The 13,866-nt window shown below is 67.4% G+C and carries 11 protein-coding genes; 9 read left to right on the top strand and 2 right to left on the bottom strand.

Annotated elements, in window-relative coordinates; genetic code table 11:
• Window positions 1-242: 242 nt before the first annotated feature.
• Complete coding sequence (locus AB0O89_RS03200; protein WP_363494082.1) at window positions 243-734, top strand: FBP domain-containing protein; 492 nt, start codon at window positions 243-245, stop codon at window positions 732-734.
• Window positions 735-740: 6 nt separating this feature from the next.
• Here AB0O89_RS03200 and AB0O89_RS03195 read toward each other — a convergent pair whose 3' ends face one another.
• On the bottom strand, window positions 741-1,469 hold the full coding sequence (locus tag AB0O89_RS03195; RefSeq protein ID WP_363494080.1) for a pyridoxamine 5'-phosphate oxidase family protein: 729 nt from the start codon (window positions 1,467-1,469) through the stop codon (window positions 741-743).
• Window positions 1,466-2,812, bottom strand: a complete 1,347-nt coding sequence (locus tag AB0O89_RS03190; protein ID WP_363494078.1) for an MATE family efflux transporter — start codon at window positions 2,810-2,812, stop codon at window positions 1,466-1,468. The genes AB0O89_RS03195 and AB0O89_RS03190 overlap by 4 nt, the downstream gene beginning before the upstream one ends.
• Before the next feature lie 277 nt (window positions 2,813-3,089).
• On the opposite strand from AB0O89_RS03190, the gene AB0O89_RS03185 reads away from it, so the two are divergent.
• The 8 genes from AB0O89_RS03185 to AB0O89_RS03150 all read left to right on the top strand — a co-directional run bounded on the left by AB0O89_RS03185 (window position 3,090) and on the right by AB0O89_RS03150 (window position 13,822).
• Window positions 3,090-4,451, top strand: coding sequence for a ClC family H(+)/Cl(-) exchange transporter (locus tag AB0O89_RS03185; protein WP_363494076.1), 1,362 nt, complete (start codon window positions 3,090-3,092; stop codon window positions 4,449-4,451).
• Window positions 4,452-4,563: 112 nt separating this feature from the next.
• Window positions 4,564-6,309 carry a glycoside hydrolase family 13 protein gene (locus AB0O89_RS03180; protein WP_363494074.1) on the top strand — a complete coding sequence of 582 codons (1,746 nt, stop codon included), beginning with the start codon at window positions 4,564-4,566 and terminating at the stop codon, window positions 6,307-6,309.
• Window positions 6,309-7,574 carry an ABC transporter substrate-binding protein gene (locus AB0O89_RS03175; RefSeq protein ID WP_363494072.1) on the top strand — a complete coding sequence of 422 codons (1,266 nt, stop codon included), beginning with the start codon at window positions 6,309-6,311 and terminating at the stop codon, window positions 7,572-7,574. Before AB0O89_RS03180 ends, AB0O89_RS03175 begins: the two co-directional genes overlap by 1 nt.
• Window positions 7,575-7,679: 105 nt before the next feature.
• Window positions 7,680-8,531: a sugar ABC transporter permease gene (locus AB0O89_RS03170; RefSeq protein ID WP_363494070.1), complete on the top strand. Its 852-nt coding sequence runs from the start codon at window positions 7,680-7,682 to the stop codon at window positions 8,529-8,531.
• Window positions 8,528-9,349: a carbohydrate ABC transporter permease gene (locus tag AB0O89_RS03165; protein WP_363494068.1), complete on the top strand. Its 822-nt coding sequence runs from the start codon at window positions 8,528-8,530 to the stop codon at window positions 9,347-9,349. Before AB0O89_RS03170 ends, AB0O89_RS03165 begins: the two co-directional genes overlap by 4 nt.
• 4 nt (window positions 9,350-9,353) lie before the next feature.
• Window positions 9,354-10,727, top strand: coding sequence for a glycoside hydrolase family 13 protein (locus AB0O89_RS03160; protein ID WP_363494066.1), 1,374 nt, complete (start codon window positions 9,354-9,356; stop codon window positions 10,725-10,727).
• Entirely contained in the window at window positions 10,727-11,770 is a 1,044-nt protein-coding gene (locus tag AB0O89_RS03155) for a LacI family DNA-binding transcriptional regulator (protein ID WP_363494064.1), read from the top strand. Before AB0O89_RS03160 ends, AB0O89_RS03155 begins: the two co-directional genes overlap by 1 nt.
• 87 nt (window positions 11,771-11,857) lie before the next feature.
• Window positions 11,858-13,822: a M13-type metalloendopeptidase gene (locus AB0O89_RS03150; RefSeq protein ID WP_363494062.1), complete on the top strand. Its 1,965-nt coding sequence runs from the start codon at window positions 11,858-11,860 to the stop codon at window positions 13,820-13,822.
• Window positions 13,823-13,866: the final 44 nt, after the last annotated feature.

The following is a 13,866-nucleotide window of genomic DNA, read 5'->3' as shown; positions in this document are numbered from 1 at the left end:
GCCGACCGTGCCCGGGGCGGCGTAGACTGCCGGGCGTGAACGGACAGATGACGCCTGCGGGCGGATGGAGGTTGTCGACGCGCTCTGCGTCGGCGGACACAACGGCCTGAGGCCGCGCCTTCCCCGACGGGCTCCTCGCCCGCTCCGACTGCACCGCAGTCGACGTCCCTGTTCCCTCGACGCGTTGCGCGATTCCGCTCCTCGATACGATCGCCGCGCGCTCACCCCTGAAAGGCACGCACATGCGTCCCCTCACCGACGCCCAGATCCGGGCATCGTTTCTCAACGCCTCGCGCAGCGAGCGCACGAACCTGACTCTTCCCACCGATCTCGACTCTCGCGACTGGGGGGCGCTTGACTACCTCGGCATCCGCGATCCGAAGCTTCCGAAGCTCGCATCAGTCGTGATCGAACTGAACGATGAGCCCGTCGGCATCCTGCTGCGGCAGACTGACGCGCGCCCACTGAGTCGTCCGCAATGCTCGTGGTGCAACGACATCCAGCTCCCCAACGATGTCGTCATGTTCGCCGCCAAGCGCGCGGGAGATGCGGGCCGGCGCGGCGACACCGTCGGCATCCTCGTGTGCGAGAACTTCGAGTGCTCGGCGCATGTGCGAAAGCTCCCGCCGTCGGCATACCTCGGGTTCGACCGCGAGGCCGCACGCGATCGGCGCATCGAGGCGCTCCGGGCGAACGTCGCAGAGTTTGCGCGCAGCGTGCGCGACGGCGTGTAGTCAGTCTCAGGGCTGCATGATCTCGCGCAGTCGAGCCTCCCGCTCGGCCGCGAGATCGTGCAGCCGCTGGGTGAAGGCGGCGACGGATGCGGCATCCGTCGCGCCCGCTGCCTGTGTCACCGGCGACCCGATCGGCGTGCCGGGGATGACCGCGAGCGGAACGACCCCCGCCCACATGGTGTGGTCTTCGCCGTCGTCTGCGGCGTCGCCCACACCGTCGAAGCGGACCTTGACGCTCGCCTGATCGAGCGGAACCTGCAGAACGTGCGTCGCGCGGACTTCTTTGCGCGTCATCTCCCGCACCTCGGCGCGCCGGCCCGGCATGAGGTGGTCCGAGACCTGCCAGAGCGCCCGCTCTCGAAGGTCGTCGGGCACGACCCGTGCACGTCCGAACACGACCGCGCTCCGGTAGTTCGCCGAGCTTTCGAAGGTGGATGCCGCGAAGACGAGCCCGTCGACGTGCGTGACAGTCACCGACACCGGAACGCCCTGGCCCGCGGCATCCAGGAACAGTCCACCGCCGGTCGACCCGTGCAGCAGCAGCACGGGCCCTTCGCCCAGATCGCCGACCCCGTAGAGGTAGGGCAGCACGATCGGTGCGCCGTCGCGCACGAAGCCGACGTGGGCGACGATCCCCTCCGCGAGGATGCCTCGAAGCACATCGGCGTCAGTGTTCTGTCGCTGCGGTTTGCGTCGCACCTGCAGTGAGGGGGCTGAGGAACTCTCCAGGCTCATACGTTGAGGGTAGAGCCGAGCCAGACCTGACCCCGCAAACGCCAGCCGAGCGTCGCTGCCCGCGCGAGCATGTACACGCCGAAAAAGGCGACCGCAAGCCACGCCAGGCCCGCGGCTCCGCCTGGGTGGAAGATCGCGACAAGGGCGAGGGCGGGGAGGAACGGCACGAGATTCAGGGCGCCCGCGATCGCGAGATAGCGCGCGTCGCCGGCGCCGATGAGCACGCCGTCCCACACGAACACGATGCCGCACAGCGGCTGCGCCACGGCGAGCACGAGCAGGGCAGGTTGCACGATGGCGGCGAGTTCGGGGTCGCCGGTGAAGAGGATCCCGATGACCCCGGACGCCACGGCAACTCCCGCGCCGACCAGAATGCCGAACCACAGTCCCCACGCGCTCGTGCGCTGCAGCACCTTGCGCACGCGGGCGTGGTCCTGCTCACCGAGAGACTTGCCGATGAGTGCCTGGGCTGCGATCGCGAGCGCATCGAGGGCGAAGGCCGCCGCAGAGAAGATCGTGTACGCGACCTGCCAGCCCGCGAGCTCCTCGGTGCCGAGTCCCGTGGCGACGGCAACGGTGGTCAGCAGGGCGATCCGTAGTGAGACGGTGCGCAGGAACAGCCAGCCACCGGTGCGGGCGGATCCACGCACCCCGCGGGCCGACGGGCGGACCTGGGCCGAATGTCGCTGGGCCAGCCGGCCGATCACACCGACGTAGGCGACGACCATGCCCCACTGAGCGAGCACGGTACCGACCGCTGAACCCGCGATTCCCCACCCGAGGCCGTAGATGAACAGTGCGTTGAGGGCGGCGTTGGCCCCGAAGCCCGCGGCAGCGATCCATAGCGGGGTGACGGTGTCTTGCATCCCGCGCAGCAGCCCCGTCGCGGCGAACACGATGAGCATCGCGGGAAGGCCCCACATGGAGATGTGAAGGTAGGTCATCGCGTCGGTGGCCACCTCGTCGGTGGCGCCGAAGAGCGAGACGAGGGGTGGTGTCGCGAGGGATCCGGCGAGGGCCAGGATCGCACCGAGTCCAAGCGCAAGCCAGAGGCCGTCGATGCCGACCGAGACCGCGGACGTCGCGTCTCCAGCGCCGAACCGTCGGGCGACTGCCGGTGTCGTCGAGTACGCGAGGAAGACCATGAGGCCGACGATCGTCTGCAGGATCGCCGAGGCGATCCCGAGGGCGGCCAGCGGCACAGTGCCCAGGTGCCCGACTAGAGCCGAATCGACGATCAGGAACAGCGGCTCCGCGATGAGGGCGCCGAGCGCGGGTACCGCGAGCCGCAGGATGTCGCGGTTCAGCGTCGACGGAGCGCCGGCTGCGGGTCGAGAGGGCACGAGCCGAGCCTAGGGTTTGCTGTCGCTCAGCCGGATGACGCGCGCCGCGCGGACCGTGGGCAGCCCGGGCGTTCGCTTGCCGCAACACGCCGCGCGCGGCATCCGTCTCCCGCGGTTTGCGTCAAACGAACGCGGCGACGCATGGGGTGTGATGTCTTCGCTTGCCGCGACACGCCGCGCGTGGCATCCGTCGCCCGCACTTTGCGGCAAACGAACCGCGCTGATGCCACGATGGGCAGTGCGGAAGAGGCGCCGCCGGCGCCCGGGCAGGGGTGGGATGACGGGGAACACGTCGTCGACGACGGCTCCGGATGCCGGTCGCGGCGCTGCTCGGCAGATCGCGATCCTCATGCTGCTGGCTGCTATCGCGGGGCTCGCGGTCGGACTCATCGGCGGTGCCTTTCGCTGGTGCATCTACCAGGCCGAGCACCTGCGGATCGAGGTCTTCGCCTTCGCACACGACCAGCCCGCGTGGGGATGGCTCGTCGCGATCGCTGTCACCGCGACGGGTGCGACGCTTGCTGCCCTCCTCGTGACGTGGGTACCGCAAGCGGCAGGAAGCGGCATCCAGTACGTCGAGGCTGTCGAGCGCGGGGAGGAACCGCCGAGCGCCCTTGGCGTGCTCGTGGCGAAGTTCGTCGGCGGCGTGCTCGCGATCGGGTCGGGGATGGTGCTTGGTCGCGAAGGCCCCACGGTCCACATCGGCGCGGTGCTCGGGGCCGAGGCCGCTCGCCGCAGCCGCAGATCCGCGGCGGATGCCCGCACGCTTCACTCCGCCCTCTCTGGCGCGGGCCTGGCCGTTGCCTTCAACGCGCCGCTTGGCGGATCCCTCTTCGTCATCGAAGAGGTCGCCCAGTCGGTGAAAGCCCGCATCGTGCTCCCGACTCTGACCGGTGTTGCCGTTGCCGTCGCCACCGCGTGGATCGTCGTCGGCAATGCACCGATCTTCCAAGTAGCGCCGGTGCCGCCGCCCGACCTCGCGCAGGTCGGCGTCTTTGCTGTGTTCGGTCTGCTCACCGGCATCCTCGGTGCGGGATACAACCGCCTCATCCTCGGGTTCCTGACCGCGGCACGGGCCGCGCGCCGCGTGCCGCCGATCGCTCAGGCGGCGATCATCGGCGGGGTCGTCGGACTGCTGCTGTTCCTCGATCCGCTGGGCGCCGGTGGGGGTGACCCCATCTCGCAGGGGTTGCTGCGCGGTGACTCGCTCATCCCGCTCGTGCTTGCCGCAACCCTCGTCATACGGTTCCTCGCCGGTCCGCTCTCGTACGCGGCGGGAACCCCGGGCGGCCTGTTCGCACCGCTGCTGGCGATCGGGGCGCTATGGGGAGCGCTGTGCGGATCTCTCGCCCAGCTGATCCTCCCGGAGGTGGCCGATACGACGGTCGTCGTGTTCGTCCTGGTGGGCATGACCTCGATGTTCGCCGCCACGATCCGGGCACCGCTGACCGGCATCGCGGTCGTGGTCGAGATGACGGCTGTCGCGACAGTGCTGGCACCGATGCTCGCGGCATCCGTCTGCGCGATCCTCATCGCTGCGCTCCTGCGCACACGCCCGATCTACGAAGACCTGCGCGAACGGATGTTGCATCCACCCGCCGTTCGCTCGGTGTTTCCACCCCGCAGGGATCGCGCATAGGGGACGAGGGCTAGATCTTGGGGCTGCACGAGGGGTTGACACATCATTGGACTTCAAGTTAGATCGGTCCAGTAAACAATGTGCAAGCCTCGCATCGTCGCAAAGGAACTCCATGTCGATAACCTCGGTCCAGCCGCTCACTCCGGCCAAAACGACCACGACCGAGGCCGAGTGGTGGCGTGACGCGGTCGTCTACCAGGCGTACGTCCGCTCCTTCCGCGACGGCAACGGTGACGGAATCGGCGACTTCGCCGGTCTGTTGGCTGGACTGGACGCGATAGCAGAACTCGGATGCGATGCCGTCTGGCTCAACCCCTGCTACCGCTCGCCCCAGCGCGATCATGGATACGACATCGCTGACTACCGTCAGATCGACCCGTCTTACGGGACTCTCGAGGAGTTCGACGCATTCCTCGATGAGGCGCATCGGCTTGGCATCCGCGTTGTCATGGATATGGTCGCCAACCATTGCTCGACCCACCACCCGTGGTTCCAGGCTGCGCTTGCTGGTGAACCCGGCGGTCCCGAGCGGGCGCGCTTCCACTTCCGTGACGGGCAGGGGGCCGATGGATCCCTGCCGCCTGGCAACTGGCAGAGCGTCTTCGGCGGATCCGCGTGGACCCGCATCACCGAGCCCGACGGGACTCCAGGTCAGTGGTACCTGCACTCCTTCGACTCGGGTCAGCCCGACTTCGATTGGCGCAATCCGGAGGTCGCCGACGAGTTCGCCGACGTTCTGCGCTTCTGGTTCGATCGCGGAGTCGACGGGTTCCGCATCGATGTCGCCCACGGCCACGTCAAGGCCGATGGACTACCCGACTGGCCCGGCGCCGACGACGGCACCGGTGGACACAACGCAGCAATGTGGGATCAGCCCGAGGTCCACGACATCTACCGCCGGTGGCGGGCGATCGCCGAGGAGTACGAGCCGGCGCGGTATCTCGTCGGGGAGATCTGGGTTCCCTCGACCGAACGACTGGCTGCCTACCTGCGACCCGACGAGTTGCACCAGGCCTTTCGCTTCGACCTTCTCGTTCAGCCGTGGGATGCGTCGCGTCTGCGGGCCGCGGTGCAGACCGGGCTGGATGCTGCGGCCCAGCCGCCGGCGTGGGCGCTAGCCAACCACGACGTGCACCGCACCGTGACCCGCTACGGGCAGGAGCAGATCCTCGAGGCGCCCGACCCGAGCGACATGATCGCGGCAGCTCGCCGTCGGGGCTCCGTGGATGTCGAACTAGGTGTGCGGCGCGCGCGGGCGGCGGCGGCGCTGATGCTAGCGCTTCCCGGTGCAGCATACCTCTATCAGGGTGAGGAGCTCGGCCTTCCGGAGGTCTTTGACCTCCCGGACTCCGCGCGCCAGGATCCCATCTGGCTCCGTTCGGACGGCGCAGAACTCGGACGGGACGGTTGCCGGGTGCCGCTGCCGTGGGAACCCCACGGCGCGTCAGCAGGCTTCAGTAACGGACCCGACGCGTGGCTGCCGCAGCCGACCTGGTTCGCCCAGTTCGCGCGAAGCATCCAGCGTGCTGACCCCAACTCGTCTCTTTCGGTGTACCGAGACTTGACCCATCGGCGCCGCTCCCTGTTCGGATCTGATGCGACGCTCACCTGGCTCGACCCGGGTGTCACCGGAGTCCTCGCCTTCCGACGAGGGCGCGGCATCTGCGTCCTGAACACGACATGCAGCGCCTACCCGCTGCCCCCTGCCTGGCGTCCGGGGGATCCGGTCGTCTGTACCGCCCCAGTGACCGTCGCCGGCGAGGTTCCACCCGACGCAGCCGCATGGTTCGCGTCCCCTGAGCTACGTATTCCTTCCCCCACCGACGCGCCCGCGTCACCCGACACCAAGGAGCAATGATGCACCACCGCACCCCTCTCATCGTGGCCGCAGCAACGGCCGGCCTGCTCGTGCTGGCCGGCTGCAGCGGATCGAGCCCTTCCGAGAGCTCGCCGGTCGAGGTCACCGTCTGGCACTACTGGGACGGCACCAACGCCGACACCTTCGACAGCATGGTCGACGAGTACAACGCCGAGCACCCCGATGTGAAGATCTCGACCTCTAATGTGCCCAACGCTGACTTCCTCACGAAGCTGCGGGCATCGGCCACCTCAAAGACCCTTCCCGATATCGCGATCGGAGACCTCGTCTGGGTGCCGCAGATCGCGCAGATCGGCTCGCTCGCCGACCTGTCAACGCTGCTCCCGGCCGACGTGCTCAGCGACATCAACCCGGCGCTCACTTCGTTCGGCACGATCGACGGCGCGCAGGTCTCTGTGCCGGTCTCGGCCAATAACCTCGGCTACATGTACAACATGACCCTGTTCGAAGAGGCCGGGCTCGATCCGAACGATCCGCCGACGACATGGGACGAGCTCATGACCGCGGGAAAGACCATCCTGGAGAAGACTGGCAAGCCGGGCTACGACCTCTACACTCAGGCGGGAGACAGCGGCGAAGGATTGACCTGGAATTTCCAGGTCAATCTCTGGCAGGCCGGCGGGGAGTTCCTCACCGCCGACAACAGCGCTGCCGCCTTCAACACGCCCGAAGGTGCGGAGGCGCTGCAGTACTGGGTCGACCTGATCCAGTCAGGCGTAAGCCCCTACGCGAGCTGGGGTGAGTTCGAGAAGGGCCAGGGCGGCTCGGCTCAGGAAGGCTCCTGGATGGTTGGCATCTGGGCCGCCGACCCGCCGTTCGAGTTCGGCACCGCGCAGGTTCCCTATCCGACCGACGGCGAACCGGCTACCAACCTCGGCGGCGAACAGGCGATGGTCTTTGACAATTCGGATGCCACGGCAAGCGCCGCCGCCGACTTCCTGGCATGGTTCCTCGAGCCCGACCAGGTGATCTCGTGGAGCGAGACGACCGGCATGCTTCCCGTCTTGAACTCGGTGGCAACAGGTTCGGACTACCTCGGCTGGGTCGACTCCACCGAACCACGGCTGCGGCCCTTCGTCGAGCAGATGGCAGTCGCTCACGCCCGCCCCAACACTCCGCTGTACCCGCAGATCTCGCTCGCGTTCGCGCAACAGATCGAGATGGCGCTCGCAGGCGAGGCTACTGTCGCTCAGGCGCTGGATGCCGCCGAGGAGGCCGTCAATGCCGTCATCGAGAAGGGCTGATCCGCACTCGTGATCACGCCGCAGCCAGGAACCCGCCCGAAGCGCCGCGCTTCGGGCGGGTTCCCGCGCCAACCCCGGCGCGAGCGATACGAGCGCGAACAGGTCGTGACGGCCGCAATGTTCCTGGCGCCCGCGATCGTCGTCATCGGGATTTTCGTGCTCTACCCCATCGTGTCGGCGGGCTTCATCAGCTTGACTTCGTGGAACGGATTCGACCCCGTAAAGGAGTTCGTCGGGTTCGCCAACTACGTCCGCCTCGCCGAGGATCCCGAATTCTGGAACAGTCTCCTCGTCACAGTCGTCTACGCGCTAGGTGTCTGCATCCTGAGCGTCGTCACGGGTCTGGCCATCGCGCTGCTTCTGGATGCGCCGCTGCGCGGCCGTGGCATCTACCGTGGCATCTACTTCCTCCCCGCGGTGACCTCATCGGTCGCGGCGGCCATCGTCTGGAAGTACATGCTCGACCCGGCGGGGTTCGTCAACGCCGTGCTTGCCCAGGTCGGCATCGAAGGCCCCAACTGGTTGCAGGAGCGCTGGCTCGCGCTGGCGGCGCTCACGCTGCTGACGGTGTGGAAGAACATCGGGATCAACACGGTCCTCTATCTCACCGCCTTGCAGGCGCTGCCCGGCGGCATCTACGAGGCAGCACACCTCGACGGCGCCTCGGCATGGCAGCGCCTGCGCTTTCTCACCATCCCGCTGCTGTCTCCCATGACCTTCTTCGTCGTGATCCAAGCCCTGATCACGAGCTTCCAGGCCTTCGACCTGGTCTATGTGCTCACGGAGGGGGGGCCACGCGGCGGCACCGACGTCCTCGGGATGTTCATGTACCGCACCGCCTTCCGCCTCGGCGACTTCGGCTATGGAACAGCGATCGCCTTCGTGACGCTGATCCTCGTGCTCGGTGTGAGCCTCGTGCAGTGGCGGGTCAGCGGCTCCGGGAAGACGGACCGATGAAGACGACGCTGCGTTCCCGGCTCCTCCGCCATGCGGTGCTCATCGCCGGCGCGGCGGTGGTCATCGTCCCGTTCCTGTGGATGTTCACCACGTCCCTGCTCAGCCGCGCCGAGACCTACACGAACACTTCCATCGTCCCGACGTCCTGGCACTGGGAGAACTACGTCACGGCCTGGGAGGCCGCGCCCTTCGGCCAGTACTACTTGAACAGCCTGGTCATGACCGTGGGCATCGTCTCGGGCCACCTCGTCCTCGACGCTCTCGCGGCCTACGCCTTCGCCCGGTTGCGCTTTCCGCTGCGCAACACCCTGTTCGTCATCCTGCTGGCTGCACTGCTCGTGCCCACCTTCGTGACCGTGATCCCGGCGTACGCGATCGTCGCAGACCTCGGGTGGATCGACAGCTACGCGGGACTCATTGTGCCCCGGCTCGCCGACGTTTTCGGCATCATCCTGCTGCGCCAGTACTTCTCGACGATCCCCACCGAGCTCGAAGACGCCGCCCGCATCGACGGCTGCAGTCGCGCCGGAGCGTTCTTCCGCATCATCGTGCCGCTGTCGATGCCTGCCTTCGCGACCCTCGGGATCTTCAGCTTCCTCTTCGCCTGGAACGACTTCCTGTGGCCGCTTCTGGTGACCAACACCGACGAGTTCCGGACGATCCAGATCGGCCTGTCGTCGTTCGTGGGACGCTACGGCACGAGCTGGAACTACCTCATGGCCGGAACGCTCACCGCCACGATCCCCGCCATCATCGTCTTCCTCATCTTCCAGCGCGCGCTGGTGCGAGGAATCGCCACCACCGGACTGAAGGACTAGACACATGGCCGCACCCGACTGGCTCGCCGACGCCGTCTTCTACCAGATCTTCCCCGACCGATTCGCCAACGCGGACCCCGCGCTCAACCCGCCCGACGTGCTGCCGTGGGATGCGGAGCCGATGCGTGACGGGTTCCTGGGGGGCGATCTCGCCGGAATCACGGCACGACTCGACCACGTCGTTTCCGTGGGGGCCAACGCGCTCTATCTCACCCCGATCTTCGAGGCGCACACGAACCACCGCTACGACGCCACCGACTACTTCCGCGTCGACCACCGCCTCGGTGACCTGGCCTCGTTCGCACACCTCGTCGAGCAGGCGCACGCCCGCGGCGTGCGCATCGTGCTGGATGCCGTGCTCAACCACTGCGGCGACAAACACCCCGCGTTCCAGGACGTCGTGGCCAACGAGGCCGACTCCGAGTACGTGAACTGGTTCTCGGTCGAGGGCTTTCCGGTCACTGCCTACCCCCAGCCGAACTACCGCACCTGCTCGGGATGCCATTACCTCCCGAAGTGGAACGTCTACAATCCGGCCGTGCGACAGCATCATCTCGATGTCGCCCGGTACTGGATCGACCAGGGGATCGACGGCTGGCGCCTGGACGTGCCGTACTTCATCCATCGCCGGTTCTGGCGCGACTTCCGCGACGTCGTGAAGGGCCAGGGGGAGGACCTCTACATCGTCGCCGAAGAGTGGCGCGCCCCCGAAGAATGGCTGCGGGGCGACACCGCCGACGGCACCATGAACTACACGTTGCGTGACCTCGTGCTCGGATTCACCGCCGACCGTACGCTCTCTGCCGACGCCTTCGCCTCGGGGATGAACGACCTCGCCGCCCGCATCCCCGAGGGCTATCACCACGGCATGCTCAATCTGCTGGGAAGCCACGACACGGAGCGGGTGCTGACCCGCCACGGCGGCGACGTGGAGCGTGCCGCCCTCGCCTACGAGTTGCTCTTCGCGGCCGCGGGCGCGCCGATGATCTACTACGGCGACGAGGTCGGCATGACTGGCGCGAACGACCCCGGATGCCGCGCGGGCATGGTGTGGGACCAGGAGCGCTGGCAGGGCGGACTGCTGAACGCCATCTGTCGCATGTCCGCACGTCGGGCGGCGCACGAGCCGCTTCGCCGGGGGGTTCAGGAGGTCGCGGGACTGGACGAGGATACAGTTCTGGTCATGCGTACCTCGGGCTCCCAGCGGATCGCCACGGTCGTCCACCGCGGCTCCGGGGTGATGCGGCCCGTCGACGACATCCCCGCCCTGCGCGACGGGCGGTGGCGCAGGCTCGACGACGGCGCGGCCATCGACGAGCTGCGGATCCCGCCTCGGGCCGCTGTCGTGCTAGTGACGACGGTCGGGGAGTCGGCCTGATGGATCGGCAAGCGACCATGCAGGATGTCGCCGACCGCGCGGGGGTGTCGAAGTCGACGGTGTCGCTGGCGTTCAACGATGCCTCCAAGCTGGCGGAGGCGACGGTGCAGAAGATCTTCGAGGCAGCGGAGGAACTCGGGTACTCGCGTGACCCGGCAGCGCGGATGCTGCGTACCCGCCGCACCGGCAGCCTCGGCCTGCTTCTTCCCCAGCAGCTCGATCGCGTGCTCGAGAATCCCTATTACTCGCTGTTTTTGCAGGGGGTCGGCCAGACCTGCCACCGCGAGGGCTTCACGCTGCTGCTCGCGCCCCCGCTGCGAGGCTCGATGCTCAAGACGATCCCGTACGCCGCGGTGGACGGCTTCATCGTGAGCGGACTGGAGTACGACCGCGGCGAGGTGCGCGCCCTGCGTCAGCGCGGCATCCCCTTCGTGCTCGTCGACAGCGAGTGGCGCGACGACGTCCCCAGCGTCGACATCGACGACAGCGCGGGCATCGAGGAGGTCGTGCGGTATCTCCTCGGCCTCGGCCACCGCCGCCTCGCGTTCGTCGTCTACGAGACCGGTGTCGCGGGCGGGTACCGCAACTGGCACGGCTCGGCGCTGCGGCGGATAGAAGGCGCCGTCCGGGCGCTCGCCGACTTCGGGATGACGCCCGACGACCCCGAGATCTCGATCGTGGAGGTGCCGTGCACCCGGGCCGGCGGAGCCGCCGCGTTCCGAGAGCTCTGGTCTCGGGACCAACGCCCGACGGCGATGGTCGCCTTCAGCGACATCATGGCTTTCGGCATCCTGGATGCTGCGCGCGAAGCGCACGTAGACGTTCCGAGCGAACTGTCGGTGTCGGGTTTCGACGACCTGACCGAGGCCAGTTGGACGAGCCCGACTCTCACAACCGTGCGTCAGCCGATCGCGAGGAAGGGTCGTATGGCGGCCGAGTACCTCGTTGAGGCGATATCGGGCCTCGACGGTGCGCGAGCGCATCAGCAGCGCCTCGGGTCGGCGCTGCTGATCAGAGCATCAACCGCTGCGCCGCTGCCATAGCGAACGGATGTTGCATCCACCCGCCGTTCGCTCGGTGTTTCCACCCCGCAGGGATCGCGCATAGCGGAGGTGCTTATTCTGGAGGACATGACCGACGCCCTCGTCTCTGGCCTCCCGCTCGAAGAACTTTCTGCCGACATCCGCCCGCAAGACGATCTGTTCCGCCACGTGAACGGTGCATGGCTGGATCGCACGGAGATTCCCGACGACAAGGCCCGCTGGGGGTCGTTCCACCTGATCGCCGAACAGGCCGAGAAAGACGTGCGCGCGATCATCGAAGAGAGCACGGACGCCGAGCCCGGCACCGAGACGCGCAAGATCGGCGACCTGTACACGAGTTTCATGGACACCGAGCGCATCGCCGCTCTCGGGGCATCCCCGATCGCCGCTCAGCTCGCCGCCGTCGATGCGATCTCGTCGATCCCGGAGCTGCTGACGACCCTCGGTACCCTCGAGCGCGACGGCGTTTCGGGGCTGTTCGGCCTCTACGTCGAGCCCGACCCCGGCAACCCGCAGCGCTATGTGCCGTTCATCGTGCAGGGCGGGCTGTCGCTTCCCGACGAGAGCTACTACCGGCTCGAGAACTTCGAGGAAACTCGAGGCGAGTTCCGCGCGCACATCGAACGGATGCTGACTCTCGCGGGTGTCGCCGATGCGGCAGCGGATGCCGATCGCATCGTCGCACTCGAGACCGAGCTTGCGTCTCACCACTGGGACAACGTGCGTAGCCGTGACGCGATGGCAACCTACAACCTGCACACGTGGACGCAGTTCCTGGAGCTGGCAGGGCTGGACCTCGCTCCGTGGCTGTCGGCGCTGGCGCCCGGGAAGGAGACGGCCTTCGACGAGGTCGTCGTGTACCAGCCGAGCTTCATCGAAGCGCTGGGCTCCGTTCTGGTTCCTGAGCGACTCGACGACTGGAAGGCGTGGCTGCGATTCGCCGTCATCCGCGGCGCCGCGCCCCTTCTCTCTGACGAGTTCATTGCCGAGAACTTCGCCTTCTACGGCACGCAGCTGACCGGAGTTCCCACGATCCGGGAACGCTGGAAGCGCGGCGTGAGCCTTGTCGAGGGGTCGATGGGCGAGGCCGTCGGACGCGTCTACGTCGAACGGCACTTTCCGCCGGCCGCCAAGGAAGCCATGGACGAGTTGGTTGCGAACCTCGTCGAGGCGTACCGGCGCAGCATCCGTTCACTGGAGTGGATGAGTCCCGAGACCCGCGAACGCGCGCTCGCCAAGCTCGACGCCTTCACCCCGAAGATCGGCTACCCGGCTAAGTGGAAGGACTACTCAGCGCTCGAGATCGACGCCACCGACCTCGTCGGCAACGCGCGCCGTTCGCACCGGGTCGAGCACGATCGCCAGCTGGCGAAGGTCGGGAAGCCGATCGACCGCGACGAGTGGTTCATGACACCGCAGACGGTGAACGCCTACTACAACCCGCTCATGAACGAGATCGTCTTCCCTGCGGCAATTCTGCAGTACCCGTTCTTCGACGCCAGCCGTGACGCGGCCGCGAATTACGGCGGCATCGGTGCGGTCATCGGCCACGAGATCGGCCACGGGTTCGATGACCAGGGGAGCCGCTTCGACGGTGACGGATCGCTGCGCGACTGGTGGACCGAGGCCGACCGCGAAGCCTTCGAGCAGCGCACCAAGGCGCTCATCGAGCAGTACGACGCGCTGACCCCGCGGGGCCTGGACGAGAAGCATCACGTCAACGGCGCGCTCACGATCGGCGAGAACATCGGGGACCTCGGGGGTCTCGGTATCGCCATCAAGGCGTACGAGATCTCGCTTGGCGGTGAGCCGGCTCCGGTGATCGACGGATACACCGGCATCCAGCGGCTGCTGCTGAGCTGGGGGCAGATCTGGCAGCAGAAAGGGAGGGATGCCGAGACCATCCGCCTGCTCACGATCGACCCGCACTCGCCGAACGAGTTCCGCTGCAATCAGATCCTGCGCAACGTCGACGCCTTCTACGACGCGTTCGAGGTGACCGAGGCTGATCAGCTGTGGCTCGACCCCGCCGAGCGCGTCACAATCTGGTGAGGTCGATCACCTAGAATCCCCCCACCTGAACACGGGAAGGATCC

The sequence above is a fragment of the Microbacterium sp. NPDC076895 genome (genome assembly GCF_040687115.1).
Classification (GTDB): Bacteria; Actinomycetota; Actinomycetes; order Actinomycetales; family Microbacteriaceae; genus Microbacterium.
Note: the sequence above shows the minus strand (reverse complement) of the source record. Positions and strands in the feature narration are given on the sequence as shown.

What these genes read in the sequence shown, in the direction of transcription:
- AB0O89_RS03175 (WP_363494072.1), top strand. Translation starts at nt 6,309, where the DNA reads ATGCACCACCGCACCCCTCTCATCGTGGCCGCAGCAACGGCCGGCCTG.
- AB0O89_RS03160 (WP_363494066.1), top strand. Translation starts at nt 9,354, where the DNA reads ATGGCCGCACCCGACTGGCTCGCCGACGCCGTCTTCTACCAGATCTTC.
- AB0O89_RS03155 (WP_363494064.1), top strand. Translation starts at nt 10,727, where the DNA reads ATGGATCGGCAAGCGACCATGCAGGATGTCGCCGACCGCGCGGGGGTG.
- AB0O89_RS03195 (WP_363494080.1), bottom strand. Translation starts at nt 1,469, where the DNA reads ATGAGCCTGGAGAGTTCCTCAGCCCCCTCACTGCAGGTGCGACGCAAA.
- AB0O89_RS03185 (WP_363494076.1), top strand. Translation starts at nt 3,090, where the DNA reads ATGACGGGGAACACGTCGTCGACGACGGCTCCGGATGCCGGTCGCGGC.
- AB0O89_RS03150 (WP_363494062.1), top strand. Translation starts at nt 11,858, where the DNA reads ATGACCGACGCCCTCGTCTCTGGCCTCCCGCTCGAAGAACTTTCTGCC.
- AB0O89_RS03180 (WP_363494074.1), top strand. Translation starts at nt 4,564, where the DNA reads ATGTCGATAACCTCGGTCCAGCCGCTCACTCCGGCCAAAACGACCACG.
- AB0O89_RS03165 (WP_363494068.1), top strand. Translation starts at nt 8,528, where the DNA reads ATGAAGACGACGCTGCGTTCCCGGCTCCTCCGCCATGCGGTGCTCATC.
- AB0O89_RS03200 (WP_363494082.1), top strand. Translation starts at nt 243, where the DNA reads ATGCGTCCCCTCACCGACGCCCAGATCCGGGCATCGTTTCTCAACGCC.